General features: G+C 41.2%; 24 protein-coding genes and 1 riboswitch. Of the genes, 12 read left to right on the top strand and 12 right to left on the bottom strand.

Annotation, left to right across the window (positions count from 1 at the left end):
* Nucleotides 1-55: 55 nt before the first annotated feature.
* The 5 genes from cobG to RM049_RS26385 form a co-directional block, all read right to left on the bottom strand.
* The gene (gene cobG, locus RM049_RS26405) at nt 56-1,792 is read right to left on the bottom strand and encodes a precorrin-3B synthase (protein WP_322706297.1); all 1,737 of its coding nucleotides are present in this window, start codon (nt 1,790-1,792) and stop codon (nt 56-58) included.
* Nucleotides 1,766-1,897, bottom strand: a riboswitch (cobalamin riboswitch). It overlaps the preceding gene by 27 nt.
* 177 nt (nt 1,898-2,074) lie before the next feature.
* Nucleotides 2,075-3,463: an LLM class flavin-dependent oxidoreductase gene (locus tag RM049_RS26400; RefSeq protein ID WP_322706268.1), complete on the bottom strand. Its 1,389-nt coding sequence runs from the start codon at nt 3,461-3,463 to the stop codon at nt 2,075-2,077.
* A gap of 189 nt (nt 3,464-3,652) precedes the next feature.
* Nucleotides 3,653-4,789: an FMNH2-dependent alkanesulfonate monooxygenase gene (gene ssuD / locus RM049_RS26395; RefSeq protein ID WP_322706267.1), complete on the bottom strand. Its 1,137-nt coding sequence runs from the start codon at nt 4,787-4,789 to the stop codon at nt 3,653-3,655.
* Between the two features lie 17 nt (nt 4,790-4,806).
* Entirely contained in the window at nt 4,807-5,853 is a 1,047-nt protein-coding gene (locus RM049_RS26390; protein ID WP_322706266.1) for a sulfonate ABC transporter substrate-binding protein, read from the bottom strand.
* A 110-nt stretch (nt 5,854-5,963) separates the two neighbouring features.
* Nucleotides 5,964-6,719 (bottom strand): dienelactone hydrolase family protein, encoded by a 756-nt coding sequence (locus tag RM049_RS26385; protein WP_322706265.1) that lies wholly within the window; start codon nt 6,717-6,719, stop codon nt 5,964-5,966.
* Between the two features lie 150 nt (nt 6,720-6,869).
* Between RM049_RS26385 and RM049_RS26380 the strand changes: the two genes are divergently transcribed.
* Both RM049_RS26380 and RM049_RS26375 read left to right on the top strand, forming a co-directional pair.
* Nucleotides 6,870-7,283 carry a GNAT family acetyltransferase gene (locus RM049_RS26380; protein ID WP_322684346.1) on the top strand — a complete coding sequence of 138 codons (414 nt, stop codon included), beginning with the start codon at nt 6,870-6,872 and terminating at the stop codon, nt 7,281-7,283.
* Between the two features lie 103 nt (nt 7,284-7,386).
* Nucleotides 7,387-7,827: a VOC family protein gene (locus tag RM049_RS26375; RefSeq protein ID WP_322706264.1), complete on the top strand. Its 441-nt coding sequence runs from the start codon at nt 7,387-7,389 to the stop codon at nt 7,825-7,827.
* 241 nt (nt 7,828-8,068) lie between these two features.
* Here RM049_RS26375 and RM049_RS26370 read toward each other — a convergent pair whose 3' ends face one another.
* Together RM049_RS26370 and RM049_RS26365 are read right to left on the bottom strand one after the other, a co-directional pair.
* Nucleotides 8,069-8,554, bottom strand: coding sequence for a molybdenum cofactor biosynthesis protein MoaE (locus RM049_RS26370; RefSeq protein ID WP_322706263.1), 486 nt, complete (start codon nt 8,552-8,554; stop codon nt 8,069-8,071).
* Nucleotides 8,555-8,811: 257 nt separating this feature from the next.
* Entirely contained in the window at nt 8,812-9,228 is a 417-nt protein-coding gene (locus RM049_RS26365; RefSeq protein WP_322671449.1) for a KTSC domain-containing protein, read from the bottom strand.
* 470 nt (nt 9,229-9,698) lie between these two features.
* Between RM049_RS26365 and RM049_RS26360 the strand changes: the two genes are divergently transcribed.
* Together RM049_RS26360 and RM049_RS26355 are read left to right on the top strand one after the other, a co-directional pair.
* Nucleotides 9,699-10,091: a hypothetical protein gene (locus RM049_RS26360; RefSeq protein ID WP_322671448.1), complete on the top strand. Its 393-nt coding sequence runs from the start codon at nt 9,699-9,701 to the stop codon at nt 10,089-10,091.
* Between the two features lie 241 nt (nt 10,092-10,332).
* Nucleotides 10,333-11,277, top strand: coding sequence for a tetratricopeptide repeat protein (locus RM049_RS26355; RefSeq protein ID WP_322706262.1), 945 nt, complete (start codon nt 10,333-10,335; stop codon nt 11,275-11,277).
* 40 nt (nt 11,278-11,317) lie between these two features.
* Here the strand turns inward: RM049_RS26355 and RM049_RS26350 are convergent, their stop codons facing one another.
* Nucleotides 11,318-11,893 carry a DUF411 domain-containing protein gene (locus tag RM049_RS26350; protein WP_322706261.1) on the bottom strand — a complete coding sequence of 192 codons (576 nt, stop codon included), beginning with the start codon at nt 11,891-11,893 and terminating at the stop codon, nt 11,318-11,320.
* A gap of 1,030 nt (nt 11,894-12,923) precedes the next feature.
* Here RM049_RS26350 and RM049_RS26345 point away from each other — a divergent pair.
* Nucleotides 12,924-13,529: an HPP family protein gene (locus RM049_RS26345; RefSeq protein WP_322691481.1), complete on the top strand. Its 606-nt coding sequence runs from the start codon at nt 12,924-12,926 to the stop codon at nt 13,527-13,529.
* 28 nt (nt 13,530-13,557) lie between these two features.
* Here RM049_RS26345 and RM049_RS26340 read toward each other — a convergent pair whose 3' ends face one another.
* Nucleotides 13,558-13,761, bottom strand: coding sequence for a ChaB family protein (locus RM049_RS26340; protein ID WP_322671445.1), 204 nt, complete (start codon nt 13,759-13,761; stop codon nt 13,558-13,560).
* A gap of 321 nt (nt 13,762-14,082) precedes the next feature.
* Nucleotides 14,083-14,544 carry a pyridoxamine 5'-phosphate oxidase family protein gene (locus RM049_RS26335; protein WP_322706260.1) on the bottom strand — a complete coding sequence of 154 codons (462 nt, stop codon included), beginning with the start codon at nt 14,542-14,544 and terminating at the stop codon, nt 14,083-14,085.
* A gap of 504 nt (nt 14,545-15,048) precedes the next feature.
* Here RM049_RS26335 and RM049_RS26330 point away from each other — a divergent pair.
* The 7 genes from RM049_RS26330 (at nt 15,049) to RM049_RS26300 (ending at nt 20,472) form a co-directional block, all read left to right on the top strand.
* The gene (locus RM049_RS26330; RefSeq protein WP_322706259.1) at nt 15,049-15,294 is read left to right on the top strand and encodes a hypothetical protein; all 246 of its coding nucleotides are present in this window, start codon (nt 15,049-15,051) and stop codon (nt 15,292-15,294) included.
* A gap of 347 nt (nt 15,295-15,641) precedes the next feature.
* Nucleotides 15,642-15,857: a bromodomain-containing protein gene (locus RM049_RS26325; protein ID WP_322662184.1), complete on the top strand. Its 216-nt coding sequence runs from the start codon at nt 15,642-15,644 to the stop codon at nt 15,855-15,857.
* A 60-nt stretch (nt 15,858-15,917) separates the two neighbouring features.
* A complete protein-coding gene (locus tag RM049_RS26320; protein ID WP_322700270.1) occupies nt 15,918-16,469 on the top strand; it encodes an alpha/beta hydrolase in 552 nt (183 codons plus the stop codon).
* Nucleotides 16,470-16,652: 183 nt separating this feature from the next.
* Nucleotides 16,653-17,225, top strand: a complete 573-nt coding sequence (locus RM049_RS26315) for an HdeD family acid-resistance protein (protein WP_322706258.1) — start codon at nt 16,653-16,655, stop codon at nt 17,223-17,225.
* Nucleotides 17,226-17,351: 126 nt separating this feature from the next.
* Nucleotides 17,352-17,489: a hypothetical protein gene (locus RM049_RS26310; RefSeq protein ID WP_322706257.1), complete on the top strand. Its 138-nt coding sequence runs from the start codon at nt 17,352-17,354 to the stop codon at nt 17,487-17,489.
* 12 nt (nt 17,490-17,501) lie between these two features.
* Nucleotides 17,502-19,652: a glycoside hydrolase family 10 protein gene (locus RM049_RS26305; RefSeq protein WP_322706256.1), complete on the top strand. Its 2,151-nt coding sequence runs from the start codon at nt 17,502-17,504 to the stop codon at nt 19,650-19,652.
* 382 nt (nt 19,653-20,034) lie between these two features.
* Nucleotides 20,035-20,472: an NUDIX hydrolase gene (locus RM049_RS26300; protein WP_322706255.1), complete on the top strand. Its 438-nt coding sequence runs from the start codon at nt 20,035-20,037 to the stop codon at nt 20,470-20,472.
* A 99-nt stretch (nt 20,473-20,571) separates the two neighbouring features.
* Here the strand turns inward: RM049_RS26300 and RM049_RS26295 are convergent, their stop codons facing one another.
* Both RM049_RS26295 and RM049_RS26290 read right to left on the bottom strand, forming a co-directional pair.
* On the bottom strand, nt 20,572-21,363 hold the full coding sequence (locus RM049_RS26295; RefSeq protein WP_322706254.1) for a GH25 family lysozyme: 792 nt from the start codon (nt 21,361-21,363) through the stop codon (nt 20,572-20,574).
* Nucleotides 21,364-21,469: 106 nt separating this feature from the next.
* The gene (locus RM049_RS26290) at nt 21,470-22,111 is read right to left on the bottom strand and encodes a DUF4232 domain-containing protein (protein WP_322706253.1); all 642 of its coding nucleotides are present in this window, start codon (nt 22,109-22,111) and stop codon (nt 21,470-21,472) included.
* Nucleotides 22,112-22,325: the final 214 nt, after the last annotated feature.

Genomic DNA, 22,325 nt, shown 5'->3' with positions numbered 1-22,325 from the left:
ATACCTAATTTAATTAACCGCAGAGAACACAGAGTCAGAGAAAGGGAGGAATCAATCATCTGTATTTATCTGTGGTTCCATTTTCTAAGTGTTTATTAAATAACTGCTGTAATTGTGCTATTGGATATCGATTAGCAAATTCCCCAAAGGACTCATTAGAATTTAAGCGTTGAATTTTATATACATATAGCATCCGCTCTACTAATGCAGGTAGTTCGGCAAAAGTTACATATTGATATAGTTCGCGTCCGAATTTCTGATTACTGTCACCAACATAAACGTGATAGCCTTCCACAGTTCTATTTTCAGCCTCAATGGTGACGCCGAGGAGAGTAATATCACTTTTGCTATGCTGGGCACAAGATTTTTCGCAGCCAGTGAAGTGGATATTAACTGGGTAATCAAGAGTAACGCGAGTTTTAAGATACTCTGCCAATGCCAACGCATGACTTTTAGTGTCAGTGGCAGAAGCGGTGCAACCCTTTTTTCCCGAACAGGCAACTAATCCACCCTTGACGTTGTTTGCAGAAAAATCTAATCCTAATAAAGCAATTTCACCTTGGACATCAGCAACCCATTGCTGAGGAATATCTGTAAGGAGCAAATTTTGCCAAGGGGTTAGCCTGAGAGTTCCACTGCCGTATTTTGCTGCTAAATCTGCTAAACCCCGCATCTGTCTACTTTGCAATCGGCCCAAGGGCAAGACAACACCAATGTAAAATAAGCCTTGCTGACGTTGGGGATGGATGCCAATATGCTGATATTTTTCCCCTTTGCCTTCCTCTACAGTGTACACACACATCGAATTACCCCCCTTAATCCCCCCTTGGAAAGGGGGGAAACTAGAAATACAGTTCCCTCCCCTTTCCAAGGGGAGGGTTAGGGAGGGGTAAAACTTACGCTTAAGCTCTGATGAGTGAACTGTTTCAGACTTGTGTGTACACCGTAGCTTGCCTTGCTCGGAGAGTAGGTCTTTTCTTATTTCACTGTACAAAAAAGAAAAAGGTAAACGCTGCTCAACTTCTTGGAGATAATTTTCACAACCCAAAGTATTCAATAACTCTCTCAAACGTAGCCGCCGCTTACTCGTAGGATGACTATAAGCTAGATAGACATCCGCCAAAGCTGCTAAGACGGGCAAACATTCCTCTGGTGGTAACAAAATTCCCGTATCGCTGGGAGGTTGACTTTTCTCGCCAACACTGAGATAGAGACGAAAATAAACCCGATCGTTAAGTAAGACAGCTGCAAAGGCGATATCATTCAAGCGATCGCACACCTGAATTATCCCACCACCATCAAAGCAAACGCTAAATTTTGCCGACAGTCCCGAAAGCGCGGGATGTGCAGCAATATAATCATCCCAACCTTGGACAAAGGGGCGAGTGTCGATTAATTCTTGGGGATCGATACCAGCAGTTGGACTGGTCATAATATTGCGGATTTGGTCTACAACAGTATTGTCAGAACCCAATCCCATATTTTGTAGGTACTTCAGAACCTCAGCATTTATCCCCGTGCGGATTTCACGAACTTGTAGGTTGGCTCGATTAGTCACATCTATATAGCCGCCACCGTGCTGCTCTGCTATATCTGCGATCGCACGGCACTGCTGACTACTAATAATTCCACCTGGTATTCTAACGCGAGATAATATACCATCTGCGGCAGGAGTAGCATAAAACAAGCCAGGACAAGTGGCAAATCTAGAAACCAAACTTAGAACTCCTTCCCCGTGCAACGCAGGGAGTAGACGGTGAGTGTGTCTTGAGGACATCCTGAGAGTTGGCATTCTGACTTGGGTCATCCCATCACAGCTGCGGCACAGTCCCGGAATTTCACCGGAGTTTCCCAACTCTCAGCTTTAGTAATTTAGACTTTGTTGAGGTTATAGATATCAACCAGACATCATCCAGATAATTATCTTACATTACTATGGTGATAAATTTTAACTGAGCTGATCCACTACCGATCGAAAGATATAGTTCTTGAAGCTAATCTATAAATTGAATTTAGTTATGGCTCAGGCAGGAATGCTTGAGCCTTTTTGTTGCAAAACTTGCTTTAGAAAAAGTTAGGCGATCGCCGCTTCACGAGTAGCAACTTTGCTAAACTGATTTACCGGACGAGGTAAACCAAGATTTTCGCGCAGGGTTCCTGCTTCATACTCTGTACGGAACAGACCGCGACGTTGCAATTCAGGAATTACCAAGTCTACAAACTCATCCAATCCTCCGGGCAACCAGGGCGGCATAATATTAAAGCCATCTGCCCCACCATTGACAAACCAATCTTCTAGCTGATCGGCAATTTGTTCTGGTGTGCCTAGAATCTGACGATGCCCACGCGCTCCAGCTATCGATAAATACAGTTGTCGAATCGTTAAATTCTCTCTCTTGGCTAGGTCAGTCAGAAGTTGCTGACGGCTTTTACCCCCGTTAGTCTCTGGTAACTCCGGCAACGGCCCGTCCAATGGATAGCCAGATAGGTCAAATCCACCGATCATTGAGCCAAGCAAATTTAAGCCGACTACCGGATCGATCAACTCCTGAATTCGATCGAATTTGTCCTTAGCTTCTTGCTCAGTTTTGCCGATAACTGGGAATACACCTGGCATAATCTTAAGATGGTCAGGTGAGCGCCCGTATTGAGCCAGTCTCCCCTTCACATCTGTATAAAATGCCTGAGCTTCTGCCAAGGTCTGTTGGGCAGTGAAAATTACCTCCGCCGTTTGTGCAGCTAGCTCCTTACCATCCTCGGAAGATCCAGCTTGAATGATCACCGGATAACCTTGGATGGGACGCGCCACATTCAGCGGGCCGCGTACTGAAAAATGCTCGCCTTTGTGGTTGGGAACGTGCAGTTTATTTGGATCGAAGTAAATACCCGATTCCTTATCATGTAAGAAGGCGTCGTCCTCCCAACTATCCCAGAGTTTCGTGACTACATCCACAAACTCTTTGGCACGTTGATAACGTAGGGTATGCTCCATGTGCTTTTCCCGATTGAAGTTCAACGCTTCAGCTTCGGTAGCAGAAGTTACGAGATTCCAACCGGCACGGCCACCGCTAAGATAATCTAATGATGCAAATTTGCGGGCGAGATGATAAGGCTCGTTGTAGGTGGTTGATACTGTGGCCGTCAAACCGATGTTTTCCGTCACTACAGATAAAGCCGACAACAGGGTAAGAGGTTCAAAGTGGACGAGTTTGCCATTCCGGCTCAAAAGGTCGGCGCTTTGATTGCGTTGGCGTAGCCCGCCGTAGGCATCGCGCACAGCCACACCATCTGCAAAGAAGATCATGTCAAATTTGCCGCGTTCTGCTGTCTGTGCCAGCTTTTTATAATGCTGAAAGTTCAAACCAGCATTAGCTTGCGCTTCGGGGTGTCGCCATGACGCTACGTGATGACCAGTGCTGGGCAAGAATGCACCTAATCTAAGTTGAGGTTTTTTCGTACTCATGCTTTTTTTTGTAAAATCGTTGTGTTTTTAAACGCAAAGGCACGCAAAGTTAAACCAGTGCGTTGCGCGGTTTCCCAGCGTTGTAGCAACTGGCGTAGCGCAGAGGAACGCAGAGTTTTGCCGAATTTATGCAATGTTGTACTAGGGTGTTATGAGTTAAATCACGTTAGTTTTTGGATTTTGAATTGCTTACACTGGCTGGGGTTTGAGTAAATCTGTTTTGGTAACAAATTCACTGAATGTACTTGCAACCTGCTGCGGTAATGCGATCGCTGGAGTTTGTAACGGCAACCTGGGAAATAATAATTCTGCAACTCGATAAGCTTCTTCGAGATGGGGATACCCTGAGAAAACAAAGGTATCAATTCCTAAATCGGCATATTCTAGCATTCGCGCTGCAACTGTGTCTGGATCTCCAACTAAGGCAGTCCCAGCACCTCCACGCACTAAGCCAACACCTGCCCATAAGTTGGGGCTAATTTCTAGGTTTTTGCGATTACCTTTATGCAGTTGGGCCATGCGGCGTTGTCCTTCTGATTCAGACTGAGCAAACCGCTGATGTGCAGCTGCTATGGTTTCATCATCGACATACTGAATCAGTTCGTTGGCTGCATCCCAAGCTTTTTGCGTAGTTTCCCTGACTATGACGTGCATCCGAATTCCAAAGCGGACTGTTCTACCTTGTTCTGCTGCTAATTGGCGTACTTTTGCAATCTTTTCGGCAACTCGATCTGGTGGTTCACCCCAAGTTAAATATACATCAATGTGTTTGGCAGCAACTTGGAGCGCCGCATCTGAAGAACCGCCAAAATATAGGGTGGGATAAGGCTTTTGTACGGGAGGAAATTGGAGTTTAGCGCCTTGAACTTGCAAATGGCGACCACTATAGGTTACTTCTTCACCTTGCATGAGCGATCGCCAAATTGTCAAAAACTCATCTGTGAGTTCATAACGCTGGTCATGATCTAAGAAAATCCCATCTTTTGCAAGTTCTTTGGTGTCGCCACCAGTGACAACATTCAGAATAATTCGACCATTAGAAATCTGGTCAAAAGTCGCAGCCATTCTAACTGCCAAAGAAGGCGACATAATTGCCGGACGAAATGCTACAAGAAACCGCAAGCGTTCCGTAACTGAAATTAATGAAGTAGCGACAATCCAAGTATCTTGTTTTTGTCCGGTACCAATCAACATCCCGCCATAGCCCAATTTATCAACAGCTTGGGCGATTTGCTGCATATAGGGATAAGTGGCTGGTCGCCTGCCGATTGTAGTACCTAAATAACGCTCGTCTCCCTGGGTCGGCAAATACCAAAAAACTTCCATTTTCTTATCTCCTGGCGCTATTTCTGGCTAATGGTTTCCGGTGTTATAGCTGCATATTGTTCGCTAGTCAGCATCGCTTCCTTAATATTGATGGGTTTAGGAATCACTTTTTCTTTGGCAAATAAATCTGCAATTTTCTGTTGTTTTTCCATAATTTCAGGCGTAATGGGTCTTATACCGTAAGTTCGCCTTCCAACCATTGTTGTTAAAATATCTTCATCAATTTTGAGATGAGGAATAGTCAGTTTTACAACTTCCGATCGATTTTTCTCAGCCCATTGCCCTGTGTTATCTATCTCCTCAAGAACTAATCGCACTAATTTCGGGTTTTCTGTGGCAAATTTTCGCGCTGCCATGTAATATCCGCCCTGAGTAGAAATGCCACTAGCATCTCTCAAAACACGAGCATTTGCTTTTTTTTGGGCCACGGCTAAATAAGGGTCCCAAGTTACCCAGGCATCAATTTTTCCTTGAATAAAAGCATCACGGGCTTCTGAAGGAGGGAGGCTAAGAGCTTGAATATCAGTATATTTTAAACCAGCCTCTTCCAAAGCTTTTATTAATAAGTAATGGGAAGCAGAACCCTTTTGAAAAACTACTTTTTTACCTTTGAGATCGGCTAAAGTCCGAATCGGTGAATTCTTTTGAACGATAATTCCGCTTCCTTTCCCGGTACTGGGTTTATTACTAGCAATATAAACTAAAGATGTGCCAGCCGCTTGGGCAAATATCGGGGGAGTCTCGCCTACAGAGCCAATATCAACCCTGCCCACATTCATCGCTTCCATCAGTTGTGGCCCGGCGGCAAATTGCGCCCATTCCACGGAAATACCTAAAGGCTTTAGACGTTTTTCGATCAATCCTTTAAGTCTGAAAATATCCCCAGAACTTTGATACCCCATTCGGACAACTTTGGTTTTCAAGCCAATGGTTTGATTTGCTGAATTTGGGGTTTGGACTGAGCAACTGATTAAGGTTGTTGAGATTGCTAATAATCCAGGTAAAAGGAATAGTGAAAAACCTTGGAAAATCTTAACTTGTGGTTGTTTGAAGGCGGAAATCATGGACGTGATACTTTGTTTTTTAATTTGCTTTTGACTTATTTTGCCTATGTTCAGTTGTAGAGGCACACAGATGTGCGCCTCTAGTGTTGTATTGCTCCTAACCTAAAAATTTAGACTTTTTGAAGCTGAAGGTTCTTTTGGAATAGTTCTTGAACATTTTTCCAAGCATCAGCAGCAGCTTCGGCATTGTAGCTGGCCCGATGATTGCAAAAGAAGCCATGCCCTGCACCGGGATAACGGAAGATAGCATGAGTAATCTGATTTTTCTTCAGTTCTGCCTCGATCTGTTCTGTATGTTCTAAGGGAATTCCCTGATCGTCAAGACCAAAGAAGGCGTAAATGGGGCCTTTAATCTCTGGAGTGCGGGTGATGGTTGCTTCTCCACCGCCGGGAGTTGAGTTGGGAATACCGCCACCATAGAAGGAAGCTGTAACTTTAATATCTGGTAAAGTGGCAGCTAGATAAACGACGTGACCACCAAAGCAGAAACCAATAGAGCCGATCGCATCTCCTTGTACATTTGGTAAGGTTCTTAGATAAGCGATCGCAGCTTTAATATCACTCAATATTTCCTCTGCTGTTGTCTGCTCCTTATAACCCCTCCCTTGCTGGACATCTTCAGGAGTATATCCACCCTCAAAACCGGGAGCGGTGCGTTGAAATAAAGTCGGTGCGATCGCTACATACCCCTCTTTGGCAAATTTTTCAGCAACTTCCCGAATGTGAATATTAACCCCAAAAATTTCCTGAATCACGATTACGGCTGGGAAGGTTCCCTTTTGTGCTGGTTCAGCTAAGTAAGCATCAATTTGCAAATCTCCGTTAGGGACTTTAACTTGAGCAGTGCGAATTTCTGTGTTTGTCATCTTAGGGATTCGCCTGTAATTGCTTTCAGGACGCGATGTTTTATGGTAATTTTTGTATAATACTACTTAAAATATATCGATTTGTCGTAGTTTAAGAGTAGTATTTCACAAACAATGTGCAAAGGCAAGTGCTTTGATTTAGAGATGTAGATGAATATAAGACCATACCAAGAATCTGATGCTGAATTAGTCAGTGCTTTGTGGGATGAGGTGTTTCCTAATAATCCGTCGCACAGCAGCCCAAAATTGGTAATCAGTCAGAAGCTTGCTGTACAACCTGAGTTGTTTTTCGTTACTGAGATTAACTCTGTGATTGTAGGGACTATCATGGCAGGATATGACGGGCATCGCGGTTGGCTATACACAGTTGCGGTCAGTCCTCAGTATCAACGACAGGGTATTGGTAGCAAGCTAGTGCAGCACGCAGAGAGAGTATTGATAGCGATGGGATGCCTCAAAATCAATCTCCAAGTTCGTGTCTCCAACGCAGAAGTAGTTGAGTTTTATAGAAAACTTGGCTATCTCATTGAAGAACGCATCAGTATGGGAAAGCTTGTTATATAGATGTTTGGTGAGTTTGAACAGAAAAACTTTAAAAATACGCCAGTATTACAGCAAAAGGTGATTGTAGCGCTACCAACTTTAACCCAAATTAGGAGAAAAATTTATGAAGCTTAATGCAGTTCATCATATTCAAGTAACCTATCCTCTGGAAGTGGAGGAAGCAATGCTGTTTTTTTATAGTAAAGTTTTAGGATTGACTGAAATTGCCAGACCTGATGTCATCAAAAATGATTCAGGAGCGTGGTACAAATTGGGAGATATTGAACTGCACGTTAGTAGAGAGAAAAACGCCAATAACCAAGCATCAAGACGGCATTTTTGTTTCCAAGTCGATAACTTGAACGCTTTTGAAGAACACCTAAAAGAGCATGGGATAGAAATTATTCCCGACCAACGACCACTTCCAGGATGCGTGCGGTTTTTCCTCCGAGATCCCGGTGGGAATCGTATAGAGATTGCAGAGTTTGTTAAGAGTACTTTTGCACAGCAACAAAATCGACACCACTTTTCAAATTTTCAACAACCAGTAAGTAATTCTCAATAAGCAATCGATTTTCTAGCTAGAAACCCTTACTGTGAAAACAATCGACACCATTCAACGTTCGCGCAGCGTCTCGTAGAGAAGTTATGACGCTTTTCAAGTTTCTGGCGAGTGGTGTCGATGAGTTCAATACATTTGGAAAAAGAGGATAGCATTTTACCTATGCTTGTCAAGATTTTGTCAATCTGACTTCTGTTAGCGCAGCGGGGCGTAGCCCATTCTGATTTCTGAATTCTTTGTCAAATCAACAATTTTCTCCTGATGTTTCACACGCACCAATACTTACCCAGGTACTAGAACCATCTTGCCAATGTTCTTTCTTCCATATAGGGGCATTGTGTTTGAGCGTATCAATAGCATATTGGCAAGCTTCAAACGCCTCACCCCGATGAGGAGAACCCACAGCTACTAAAACGCTGATTTCCCCAACTTGCAAACGTCCAACACGATGATAAATCGCGACTCGATTCACATCAGACATAGATAAGCGAATATCAGTAGCAATTTGATAAAATATCCGCAACGCCATCGGTTCATAAGCTTGATACTCTAGAGCAATCACAGGTTTACCATCGGTTTGATTGCGAACCATACCACTCATCACAACCACAGCACCGTTGGCTGGATCGTCGGATTTGGCATAGATTTCTTCCAGAGATAACGGTGCAAAGGTAATGGCAAAACTATCTTCGGCTCTTGGTTTAACAGCAGAGGTAAGTGTAGTTGTCATAACTGCGTTGATATTATATGGGTTTTTTCTATTGTCTCTGAAGAAAGCATTACTAGTGGTCTGCCAACCCAAAATTGTTAGGTGGAGATTGGGTAAAGGTTAAAGAGACTCATGGTAAGGGATAAAAAACATCAGTCCCTTTCCCTACGCCCCTTATCCCCAGAGGGGGCCCCACCTTCCCCTTTTCCCGACTTATGCCAAGAAGTTTCTTATACAACGCAAGAATTATTAAAAACCCTACATGCAGTTATTAGTCATTAATCTGCACAATCTAGACGATCGCAATCATATCTACCTTTAATCTCTTGATTGAAAAAGCTGCCAATTGAGTCCGAGGAATGTAAATCTTCCCAAGTATCCTCATCTACGCCTAAGTACTGATAAACCGCTCCACTTTGAAACTCAACTTGCAAAATCTGTTCGTCAGGATCGTAGCCTACAGCCGCCGCCATTGATGAGCTAACTGGTAACATGGCAATTGGTTCTTCTTCAAAGGGTAGTGCAGTAGTTTCAGCTATAACCTCATTGAGTTCTTGCAATCCTTCGTAAGCTTGTATCGGTGCCGGAATTTCCAAAAACTCTAGTTCGTTGCCTCGGTCGAGCAACAACTGCAAATATCCATCAGAATGAGCGATCGCTACTAAACTGCTCAAGTCTACCTTAGATAGCTTCATTTATTTTGTACTCTCCTATTGGCGTAGTCGGGAGTGGTAAAGTTTTATGCAATATCAAGCGCTTTTATAGTACATTTATACTAAACAATCCCTTAAGTGTCAAGTTTTTCCTTCTAAGAGAGAATTTTAGGTATGTAGAGACGCTTTAGCAAAGCAGCACGCAGTATTTTTCTCTGACATTTGAGGAAATACTTGTGATTAGGCTTAGGTGAATGAGCGTATTTGAGTCACCTAAAAAATTGCATAAATGTTCAACTCGCCTCAGTTAAGTACTTGAAAATTTCAACCATCCTTGTTGTGTCTAGACTCAGTTGAGTCTCTATTGCTGTTTGTATCACCCAATTAGCTCACCCTTTTGGGTGAGTCATATATCAACCGATCAGATGACCTGACTGAAGGAAGTTGAGATTAATAATAAAGAGGACTCTATTACTAAGAAACACCGATCGCATTTTACCTAAATATAACTTATGAAACTTGCTACCTTAATAAATTCTGCACTGATTTTTGCTTCTCTTACTCTTGTACCTGGAATTGCTGGCGCTCAAACAGCTACTACTAACAACAGTGAAACAATAGCTGTTAACTCTAATAATTTATCCACAAACTCGACTTCTGCGAATTACCTCCAGCCTTTGAATCTAGTTAATTTTGCTTATCAAGGAGGTCTGCAACAACACGGTATTCCTAGCGGAGAAGCGCTAGTACTTAAAACTTTGAATAGAAATATTCTTGCGAAAGATTTGGTTAAAGCTGCTGTGAATGCAAATAAATTACCATCACAAGTTTTAAACGATCAAAATTATTTAAGTGCTGTTAATTTAGAACTCAACGTATTGCCAGATTATGCTGCTGCTGATTAATTTTGTTTTTATTATATCTTTTGAGAAAGCTAAGTTTTTCAGTATGGTATATTTGTATGCTTGTTACTAAGGATAAATAAAAGCTTTTTATACATGGCGATCGCTGTGTATGAAAAGTATATAAGAAAGCTTGATATTGAAAAATAATTTCTCAATTTTGACATAAGTTGCACTTATCCTGTGCTAAAGCCACAGAAAATTGTATAATCGACAGCTTATCGATCAAAAATTTCTATAGAGAATGACAGAAGTAATAAGATCCGGGGGACTAAATAATATTGAGTCCATTGAGTATGAAGAGCGGTGCTTAGAAAAAGCTAGAGAAACAGGCGATCGCAATCGGGAAGTCATTTCTTTGGCAAGTTTGGGCAATGCTTACCAGTCGCTAGGCGAGTACCACCTAGCAATTGAGTTTTATCAACAGTGGTTAGATATAGCTAAAGAAATAGGCGATCGCTTAGAAGAAGCCAAATCTTTATCTGGGTTGGGTAACGCTTACCAATCACTGGGCAAATATCAGCGAGCGATTGAATTTTATCACCAGTGGTTGAGTATTACCAGGAAAATAGGCGATCGCACTGGGGAAGGCATTTGCTTGGGAAGCTTGGGTAATACTTATGAATACCTGGGTAAGTACGAGCAAGCGATAGATTTTTACCAACAATGGTTGAGTATAACCAAGAAAATAGGCGATTGGACTGGGGAATGTATTTGCCTAGGAAGTTTGGGCAACATTTATGAATCGTTGGGATCTTACCAACTAGCAATTGAATTTTACCAACAATGGTTAGGGCTGGCGAAATTCATCAGCGATCGCAATGGTCAAAGCATGGCTTTGAGTGGATTGGGCAGTGCTTATAAGGCTTTAGGAAAGTACCAAAGGGCGTTGGAGTTTTATCAGCATTCATTAAAGATCGGAAGCGATCTTAATGACCCAAATGAAGAAGCAAATGCCTGGTTTAATTTGGGTTTGGTGTTAGAAAAAATCAATCGAGAATCAGAAGCGATGGATGCCTTTTGTAATGCTCGTGAAATTTATCGCGCAATGGGACTTGATGCCAGCCTGCAAGATTGTAACCATGCCATTGAGTTTCTTTCTCAAAATGTTGCAAGCGCACCATCTACTTTCTGGTTGAGGAGATGGTTAAGTCATTTGTCGCAGTCGATCAAAACTGGTTCTAAATAAAGAGTGCTGAGTTCCGAGTTAAAAGACCCTTTTTATTCACTCAGGACTCACCAGGATACTTATTGAATACTGCAACTGAGTTATTGCGATCGAAAGAAAGCACAGAAAACGGGTCTTTTCGATTCCCCATTTCCATCCCAGGAGTGCCTACAGGCATTTGCGGAACAGATAAACCAATAACATTTGGCTTTTCTTGAAGCAGACGTTTGATGTCGTCTGCTGGGACGTGTCCTTCAATAACATATCCATTAACAATTGCCGTGTGGCAAGATGACAAGTTATCTGGCACGTTGTACTTTTGTTTGACTGTTTCGATGTCAGGTGTAGAAAAATCTGTGATTTTAAAACCCTGTGTCTTTAAGTGTTCAATCCACCCGCCACAACAGTTACAATCGGGACTGCGATATACAGTGGCATTTAGCACCGTTGATTTTGATGGTGTCTGTTGCTCCTGGATGTGACTACTGCTAAAAACAGCTTGAGCATGACTCATCGGAGCAGTGCTTCCCAAAATGCTCAACACCCCTAATGTTAGAACCACTATTTGCACAATGGCAGGCATCAAGATGGGAAGTAACCATTTTTGCCAGCAATAAATCAATTGTTTGTGTGACATCTGATACTTCTTAAATACAATATTGCTTCCAAAACACTCTGCGTTTAAACGGTTTTTTATTCCCCTTTACCCTTTACCCTTTCCCCTTTAACCGAACCGTATTGCATCTAACGTCAGGCGAGTTGTTATTACATCTGAGGGACTGGTTTGAGCAAAGACTGCAATCAACCTTTTAAATAAACGTGAATTCGATGAATCTCTCCCGGACAACCTCCCTCTCCCACAGGGCTACGATGTATACACAAGTCTCAAGTAGTTGATAAATCTCGGTTTTACCCCACCCTAACCCTCCCCGTATGTATTGGGGAGGGAACAAAATTTCCGGTTTCCCCCCTTTATAAGGGGGGATTAAGGGGGGTAATTTGAGTTGTGTGTACACCGTAGGGGTTGGGGGAGAGGTCAAAAAAGGGCTTGTCGAACTCACGTTAAATAATTAGCTCTAAAACTATTATTAGCAAATCTGCTAGCACCTTGAAGTTAGTAACAATATCTTTAATGTGACAACTCTCACCGCTAATTGCAAGCACTCTCAGCCGGAATTGCCAATCGGGAGCATTGAACCCCACGATTGGCAACCCTCCTATCCTCCATCACCGCCAATTGGAGTACCTTGGAGGTTTAGATGGAACAAATTCAGGCAAATCATAAGTAATTATTATAGGTGGAATAGTTTTTTTTCTACGTAATATACGCTTTATTAAAAAATTTCCAAGATCCTTTAATGGTAAAATGTTATAAAATCATGACATTAAGCAATATTCTATTGGACTTGTTAATTTAGCGTTAATAGGTCTATGTAAATGTTGCTCTTAATGTCTTGAATAAATAATCTAGTCGATGCCTTATTTACAATCTGGAAAGTACTACTGTGTGCATTGTTATCTTTAATGTATAAACCGATTTAAGATACTATTTTTGCTAACAAACTTGAGATAGATGTGTTTGTTTATTTCGGTATTGATAACTAGCTACAGTATAATTTCACCACTGATATTTTCTAAGTTGATGCTTATTTATTATTGTGGAGTTTATGAAAGGAAATTTCCCAAAAAAGCGAACTAATTCTGCTTATTTAAGATTATTTAATTACAAAAATCTTCACTTGAAATTGAATAATTACTGGTTTAAGATAAGTGGAACCTGGCGGTCATGTCCTCTAACCTGTCCTATAGATAAACCTCATCACAAACATATTTTTTGGAGTTGGCTTGGTAGTTTCTTAGCAATCGCAGCAACGGCTTACCTGTCTGCGAAAACACATTCTCCTCTGCTTATGGCTCCGTTTGGTGCTACCAGTGTATTGATATTTGGCGTACCAGACAGTCCTTTGGCTCAACCCCGTAATGTGATTGGTGGTAATCTCGTAGCTGCCTTAGTCAGCCTAATTATTTTACATCTTTTTGGTTCATCACCTTGGACAATGGGAATGGCTGTTGCTACTGCCATTGGGATGATGCAGCTGACTGGAACTCTACACCCACCTTCAGGAGCAGTTGCCTTAGTCGTGATGATGACAAAAGCTCCTTGGCAATTTCTATTAACACCTGCTTTACAAGGTTCTATTATTTTGGTGCTTTGTGCTGTGGTTTTTAATAATCTGGCACAAGAGAGGACTTATCCCAAGCACTGGCTGTAAGAAAACCTTAATCGAACCGTATTGATTTCTATTCTGGTTTTTTGTGCCAATGCCCATCATCGCCTTTTTCGTAATCGCGCTTTACCGCACTCCAAGCGACTCGAAAGGCACGTTCTTCTCCACCATATTGTTCTTGAGCGCTGTTAAATGCAGCCCGGAAAATTTCTTGGGCGTGTTTGGGTAAGTTTTCTTTGACTGCATCTGGTAAGTCTGTAATTTGTTTGTAAGGCATAAATTTTATTTCCCCAGTCTCATAGTTGTCCTTTGCTTTAGGGTGGAAAACCATGTTTGCTTCTGCCTTCATCAGTATCAAACTTTAGAAGTTTTGAAGAGTTTAAAACCTTTATCAGCAGCATATTGGTGACAGCGATCGCACGCACACCGCTTGCATTATTTAAAAGCCAGCCGCAGGCAGGCGATCACTGAATTTTTAGGCAGTGCTTTCAGTCACTCAATACCCCCAACAATTGCCACAATTTCGTCCAATAATTACAAGTCTTAAATAATTCGTCATTGAATTCTTAACTACGAATTACGAATTACGAATTATTAATTAAGGACGTGATGTTGTCAAAAAACTAATTGTTTGGGGCTTGAAACTCGATACACTATCCCAATAATTAACCTGGTTAATATTTACCTTCAGCAAAGCAATACCAGGTTCGTCTAGTCCTTTAGGAAACCAGGTTTGAAGTTCCGGCTTCCATAGCTCTCGCATTTTGTTGCGCTCTTTTACAAGTTGTGCTGTACCTGAGATCGAAACGTATCGCTGCTGTTCGGGTGAAGAGAAACTAATATTGACTTGCTCGTGGTGTTCAATTTCAGTCACCTTATGGGAATCAGAATAAGTAAAGAACCAGAGTATGCTATCAGAGTTAATCTCACCACTCTTTGACATGGGGTAACTATGCAAGCTGCCATCATCATCAACTGTAGTAAACATACCATAATCAATATCTTTGATAAGTTCACGCAGTTTTTGAATCTGTTGCTTGCGGTCAGTAGAAGTTGCCATTGTTTGTACTTTTTTCTTTATTTATCTATTAGTTGTCTAGGCTGCAATTTTTAATTGCAACCAGATTTAATTTTGATAATGTTATTTTTTAGTATTAACCTTTTTAGTTTAAATTGCGTGAGCCTAAAGGTGTAATTATAATAAAAGTAGCTTTTTTAGTTATATCTATAGAGATATTTATTGAGAGTGACTATTCTATGCATAGACAATTTTTAGGTATAGTCAGGTTAGTTTTGTACTTATTTCTTTAGACATAAATTTGATAAATTTTGCACTAAATTCAAAATGCCTCTGTAACTTTAGGCGTTCGAGTCATAAATTAGCAGACATATAGGAATCCGGTTTGATTCGGAGAATTTACTTGCATGGGTAAGGAATAGGAAACAAGGCATAGATCCGTTTGAAAAAGTCAAATGCCCTTTGGCTTGTGGAAAACACTGAAATGAGTAACTAAACTGGTGTTTGAGAAAGCATTTAAGCCTTTTGCTTGCGGAAAATACCAAAATGAGAAAGCATTTAAGCCTTTTGCTTGCGGAAAATACCAAAATGAGAAAGCATTTAAGCCTTTTGAGAAAGCATTTAAGCTTTTTGCTTGCTGAAAATACCGAAATGAGAAAGCATTCAAGTGTTTTGAGAAAGCATTTAAGCCTTTTGAGAAAGCATTTCAGTATTTTGAGAAAGTATTTTAGTATTTTGATAAAGCAATTAGGCTTTTTGATAAAGCAACCAGTAAATATACCTAAAGATTAAAAATCACGACTGTACATAGCTTGTTTCCGGTTCGCCCTTCGCGTCCCATAGAGAAGAGTACACCGACGCTTAGATATTCTGCAACTGTAAAATTTGATCGGATGACACAGCAATAGCGATCGCATCTCGTGACAATCGTTATTATTACATTTGCGATCGCTACTGATGACTTGTTATTTACTTATTAAAGTATTAAAATTTACGCAGACAAGTATTCTTACTCTAGTAGGTTAAATTTATACCTTCTGAATGAGCCTCTTCAACCCATAGTAGGAGTATCACTTTCTATTGAGCGTCTACTATAAACAACTAGGAAATAAAATTGCAGTATATTTGCCTTTTAAATTATGGACTGGAAGTACAGGTGGAAAAATGGTTATCGGCCAAGCCGAGACGAAGCAGCAAAAAATCCTCATTTGTTAGATGAGAGCCAGTTCGAGAACGAACAAGACCGAAAGCTTGCTGAAGAAACTACAAGGAAGCATTTGGGCGTACCTGCACCAACTTTAGACGAAGACCAATCAATACTACCTCATGCAGCTTCGCCTAATAACAAAGTTTAACCCTAAGACATAGGCATTTTGTGCTTATGTCTGCTCCAAACCATTATCAAGTTTAACAAAATGCAGATTTCGCAACTTTTCAATCAATTAAATAATAAGAAATTTACTCAGTTACTTACTCAGACAGTAGCTTTAGGTGTAGGTGCTATTGTTCTTTTCTCAACTACTAATGCTAATGCTGCCGAGCAAGTTGTTTTAAAGTATGGTACTTTTCAGGGGCAAGTATCTGTTGAAGAATTAAGTCAGTTTACAGAAACTGGCAAGACTACCCCAACATTAAGAGCTTATTTAGAAGCGGCGCAACAAGACCCCGCAGTAGCTCGTAAGGCATTGAAAGCCCCAATAAAAGCTGATGCTGCCTTTTTAAATAGTTTACTAGCTAGTTGGGCAGGGCCAATTTTAGTTAACCAAATTGGTGAGGTAGTTCACCCTCCCGCAGGACAATTAGATCAGCAAGCGTTGCGAAGCGCTTTAAGTACATCTATTCAACAAAATGGTGAAGTGACATTACTTGGAGCCATTCAGAATTATCCAAATACTTCTGTTGAACTTGAAGGAGATCGTCTTATTTCTGTTTATGAACGCCTTAGCAGTCTTGCAGAACTCTTATAGGGTCACTTAGAGACAATGCAGTTGCGATCTGATGATTGATTTAGTATCTCAATAGTCGTAAATTTTAGTCACGATCGCAATGAAGTTAATACTGATGAGTCTGTCTTAGGGTTCATACTGTGTTAATTAAAAATTCCCTAATCTAAATGTAGAGTTTAGTCTAAGAATAGGAAAGGGATTTTTATGACAACCGATGTTTCTCAAAATACTAAAAAAAATCTGAATGGGTCACTGATAACAGGTGTTCTTTTGAGTATTTTAGGGGTTATTGCGATCGCAGCGCCTAATTTCACCACCTTATTCACCGAAACTTGGATTGCAGCGATTTTGATTTTTGCCGGATTTACAAAACTAGTTTATGCCACTCAAACCCGCCACCAAGGAGGTTTTATTTGGAAACTTCTATTGAGCGGGCTTTATATTGCAACAGGCATTATGCTGTTTGTTTATCCTTTTACAGGTGTACTCACACTAACTCTGTTGCTTGGTAGCTTTTTACTGGCTGAAGGTACATTCGAGTTAATTTTGGCATTCCGGTTACGTCCACAAGAAAACTGGACGTGGGTACTCGGTGATGGGATTATTACGCTGGTCTTAGGCGCAATGATTTGGTTCCAGTGGCCCTTCAACGCACCTTGGCTTCTGGGTACACTAGTTGGTGTCAGCATTATTTTCACTGGCATTTCACGCGTGATGCTAGCGTTGAATGCGCGTTCTACCTCAAATCCTACTAATGAAGCTGCAAATCCTACTTAGTAGATAGGAGTGGGGAGTGGGGGAGAAATCAATTCAAAATTCAAAATTCAAAATTCAAAATTAAAGAACTTCTGCCTCCTCCACTTGCTCCACTTGGGGAGACCCCAAGACCGCAGTGGCTCCCCAATGCCCAATGCGCCATTCCCAAACTTAAGTAGTCAAAGTTTACAAGACAACATTGCAGCAGCGATGCCTGCGGCTGGCTATGCCTACGCCAACAAAATTGTTAAATTAACAAAGGAAATCAAAATCAAGGCCAGCTAGCTGCAATTAACAATGGTATCTATTGCTACTCCATTCTCGGATATTCAAAACCATTGGGCACGTTTATTTATTACAGCCTTAGCCCAACGCGGTATTGTCAGTGGGTTGCCTAATGGCACTTATCGCCCCGATAATTCACTTACCCGTGCTGAATTTGCCGCTATTATTGCCAACGCATTTGAGACAGTTTCCAAGAAGCGGCAGTATGTTTCCTTTGTTGATGTACCCACGAATTATTGGGCAGCAGCAGCCATCAAAACAGCTTACGAAAAAGCATTTATTAGCGGATTCCCTGATAAAACTTTCCGTTCTGCTAACCGAATTACTAGGGTAGAAGTCTTAGTTTCCTTGGTAGCAGGCTTAGAAATTGCTACCAAGGTTAAACCTGACCTGCTCTCAAAACTCTCACAGATTTATCAGGATTCTGTACAGATTCCTGAATATGGTAGAAATCATGTAGCTATTGCCACTAGCGCTGGATTGGTGGTTAGTTTCCCAAATATTAAATTACTCAATCCTAATCTCGCTGCTACTCGTGCAGATGTGGCAGTGATTATTTATCAAGCCTTAGTGTATTTAGGTCAGGCAGAAAAAATTGCTTCTACTTACTTAGTACAGCCGCCAATATTAACGCCAACACCAACTCCAACACCAACGCCAACACCAACGCCAACACCAACTCCAACACCAACTCCAACTCCAACTCCAATTCCAACGCCAATTCCGATACCAACACCAACTCCAACTCCAACTCCAACGCCCACACCTATCGGCAGCGTTAGGGTAAATCATAGCCGGGAATTCCGGGGAGCATGGGTAGTATCTGTGTGGAATGGTGATTGGCCTTCCAAACCGGGACTTTCTGTTGCTCAACAAAAAGCAGAACTTACCGAGATTATTACTAAATTACAAGCGCTAAACTTCAATGCTCTGATTTTCCAGGTGCGACCAGAGGGAGACGCTTTGTATGAATCTCGATTAGAGCCTTGGAGTGCTTGGATTACAGGAACTCAAGGGAAAGCACCAGAACCATTTTACGATCCTTTAGCCTTTGCGATCGCAGAATGTCATAAGCATAATCTTGAACTTCATGCTTGGTTTAACCCTTACCGCGCTAGCACTTCCACCGACCCAGCTAAAACAGTCAGTCCCCACATCGCAGCTACTAATCCAGAAAGCGTTTATTTGTGGAAAACACAACGCTGGATGGACCCAGGACTAAAAATAGTTCAGGATAGAGCGTATAACGTAATTCTCGATGTAGTGAAGCGCTACGATGTTGATGGCATTCACTTAGATGATTATTTCTATCCATATCCCATTGAGGGACAAGCTTTCCCCGATGATAAAACCTACGCTGCATATAAAGCAGCTGGTGGTACACTCAGCCTTGGTGACTGGCGACGAGACAATGTTAACAAAATGGTACAGCGCCTTTGGCAAGGGATTAAAACAACCAAACCCGACGTAAAATTTGGTATTAGTCCTTTTGGGATTTATCGCCCCGGCCAACCTGCTGGTATTACCGGATTGGATGCTTACAACGTGCTGTATGCTGACTCCAAAAAATGGTTAGAAGAAGGCTGGATTGATTATATCGCTCCTCAACTTTACTGGCGCACAGACCAACCACAACAAAGTTATCCAGCGTTGCTACAGTGGTGGACACAGGTAAACACAAAGCAAAGACACGTTTATGCTGGTAACAATTTGACAGAACCAAGCAACAAGAGTCGGGAAAGTGATGAGATTGAAAAGCAGGTGAAAATTAGTCGTAGCCAAGCTGGACGATTGTCACTAGGGAATATCTTCTTTAATCTCAGTGTTTTGACAGAAAATAGTCAGGGCATTGCTGATAAATTTCAAAGTCTGCTGTATAACAAACCTGCTCTACCGCCAACTTTGCCTTGGCAAGATACAACACCACCATCTCCACCCATTGGACTACAAGTCAATAACCGCAAACTGAGTTGGCAGCCTGGAGATAATCAGCCAGTTCGTTCCTGGACACTTTATCGGTTGAGTGGCGATACTTGGACAATTCAACGAATTTTATCTGCTGGCACAACATTCGCTACCGTCCAACAAGCGGGAACTTATGCCGTGTGTGCAGTAGATAGATTAGCCAACGAGAGTTTGGGAACAGTTATTACAGTTAGTTGAACCAAAGTGCTGGCAGATTCTCGATAACTTTATATATATAGATACAACTGACGAATAAAAGTCAAACTCCTCAAGATAAAACCAGTCTAATAATAGTGTAACTGCGGCATTAAAACCATCATCACCCGCTCAAACACTGATGCTAGAAATTTTTTGAATAAATAGCTTGCTACCCTTACGCTATCCGTTAGTTGCACAAAATTCATTCTGAATATTGGCTCCTGACTCCTGAATTCCATTTCGATAATTAACTCTTATAAGTAAAAATCTGTTTTTAACCTTTTCATAACTTAAGATTAACCAAAATTTATCCGGTATCAGCTCTAGAATTTCTGAAGTAAACATTGTACAAAAAAGCTAGGACGTACAGGATGGAAATTACATGAGTCGAAAAACCAGTAAAGTGTTTATACAGTCTGGGGTAATTCCTTACAGAGTGAACAATGGTAAAGTGGAAATCTTGCTAATTACAACTCGTGACTTTCAACACTGGGTGATTCCCAAAGGAGATATTCCTAATGGTATGAGTCCACCTGATTCCGCAGCCAAAGAGGCGTGGGAAGAAGCAGGGATAATTGGGCAAATAGATGCAAATGAACTGGGAACTTACAAGTACCGCAAACAAGGCAAAATTTATTGCGTCAAGATGTATTTATTATCAGTTGATATGCTGAGTGAAGATTATCCAGAAGCAAGTAAAAGAAAACGACAGTGGGTAGAAGTGAATAAAGCAATCAGGCGGGTTAAGTTTAATTCACTCAAACGAATCCTTAAAGGTTTTTTCCAGGTCGAATCTCAATTTTGTTCATTACGATGTTAAGCAACAACCACAATAAATTAAAGTATATTATACAATTTAAAATTAATTAAAGGTTTGGAGCCGTTGACCACAAACCTTTGTTTATTCACACCTACTTACTTAAATCCATAGCAAAGCTATCCAAGTTTTTATACCGACAATTCCATCAGCTTGTAATTTTTTAGATGTTTGAAAACTAACAATTGCATTCTTAACTGACTCAGAAAAACGCCCATCGATGGCATCAGTATATAATCCAATATCTTTTAATTGCTGTTGTAATTGTTTTACTCTTAGCCCAGAATCTCCTAACTGCAATCCATTAAATCTATTCAAATCGGCTCGACCACTAACACCAGTTACACCAGATATATCACCTTCATATTGATGGATTAAGTATTGTCCTTGCCAAGCACCAGGAATAGTTGGGTTCCTAGTTCCGTAGTGGGCAATCCATAACGGATAACTAGCAAAATCAGATGGATTACCAAGTTGTTCCCAAAAACTAGGGAAGGTATAAATAATTGGTTTGATTGGTTTTTTTGTTTGTTGCAAAAGGGCTTTTTCCACCTCTGCTAACCACAACTTCGCTCCATTAATTACAGCTTGGCTACTTCCTTTGTCAGTTACTTCTACATCCAGAACTGGTGGTAAGTCTCCCGGTTCTAATTTGCCCAGCCTTTTTAAGAATTCTTTTGCTTGCTGAACCGGGTCAGATGTATGAGGGTGAAAAAAATGATAAGCACCGCGAATCAGACCAACAGCTTTCATGGTTTGCCAGTGATGAGCAAAAGCAGAATCTTTGATGCTTACTCCTTCTGTGGCTTTGGCAAATGCAAAAGTTTTACCAGAGTTTTTTACTGCCGTCCAATCTACTCTGCCATCTTGATCGGCAACATCAATTCCTTCCATAAAATTTTTTAACCTTTTTGATGAGTACAATCCTGAACTTATCAGAGGCTTTGATTAAATTTATGCTTTTTCTGGGTATTTGAGTAAATTACAGAAATTTAATTTACTAAGGTTGAGTGTTAACGGCTCGTACTGGAGTCACTCTAACTTTGCCCGTACAAGGTTTGATTTGTTCTGTAAGGGTAAAGTGCTCGTAAGCATTTGGAGGTGTGATTTGAATTTTACTAGACATTGGGCAGTTTTGATCTGGGGAACTAATGTGGTTGTAAGCTATTTGAAATGAGGCTTGTTTTCCAGGAGCCAGAGTTACTTGTTGTCGAGGTTGCTTACTCGAAAAGTAAGTATCCTTGGAGCGAATAATTTTAATCCCCTGCAAAGGTCGGTCTTTTGCATCCAGTAGTCCCAATCCCGGATAACCGTAGAGGGTGCAAGGAGATGAACCGTTATTGGTAAAGGCGTAGGTAAGTGCAACATTCCCAACGCCAGCATCTTCAGAGACTCGACGCACTGACAATTGGCTAGTTTCACAGCGCGTCGGATTAGTGGCAATAGTTGCTTCAGGGTTAGAATGCTCTATCGGTTTTGCAGTCGGTGTAGGTGTTGAGTTCAACACAGCTTGTTTCGTCAGCTGCTCAGTGCTTGCTGACAAGGCTTGCGACTGTTTTGTAACAGAGGAAGAACCGACACAGCCAGTTGTCATTGCAGTTAGGAGCAACAACATACTGCTTTCCACAATTAGAATTCGCATATCTTTTTTTTTGTAGTGAACTACTTACACTGATGCTTCATAGACAGTATAAGTTTCCAAATTTACAAGGGTTAGCATTGCTGTGTATACACCATCTTTAGTTTAGGTATGAGTGATGCCATTGAAGCTCAGGGCAGCACCTTTATCTGTTGTCTGCACATATAAACCTCATCCACCTTGAGAACTGGAGTTTTTCAAGAAGATATATTAGTTT

This window comes from Nostoc sp. DedQUE04, assembly GCF_034530995.1.
GTDB lineage: Bacteria > Cyanobacteriota > Cyanobacteriia > Cyanobacteriales > Nostocaceae > Nostoc.
Note: the sequence above shows the minus strand (reverse complement) of the source record. Positions and strands in the feature narration are given on the sequence as shown.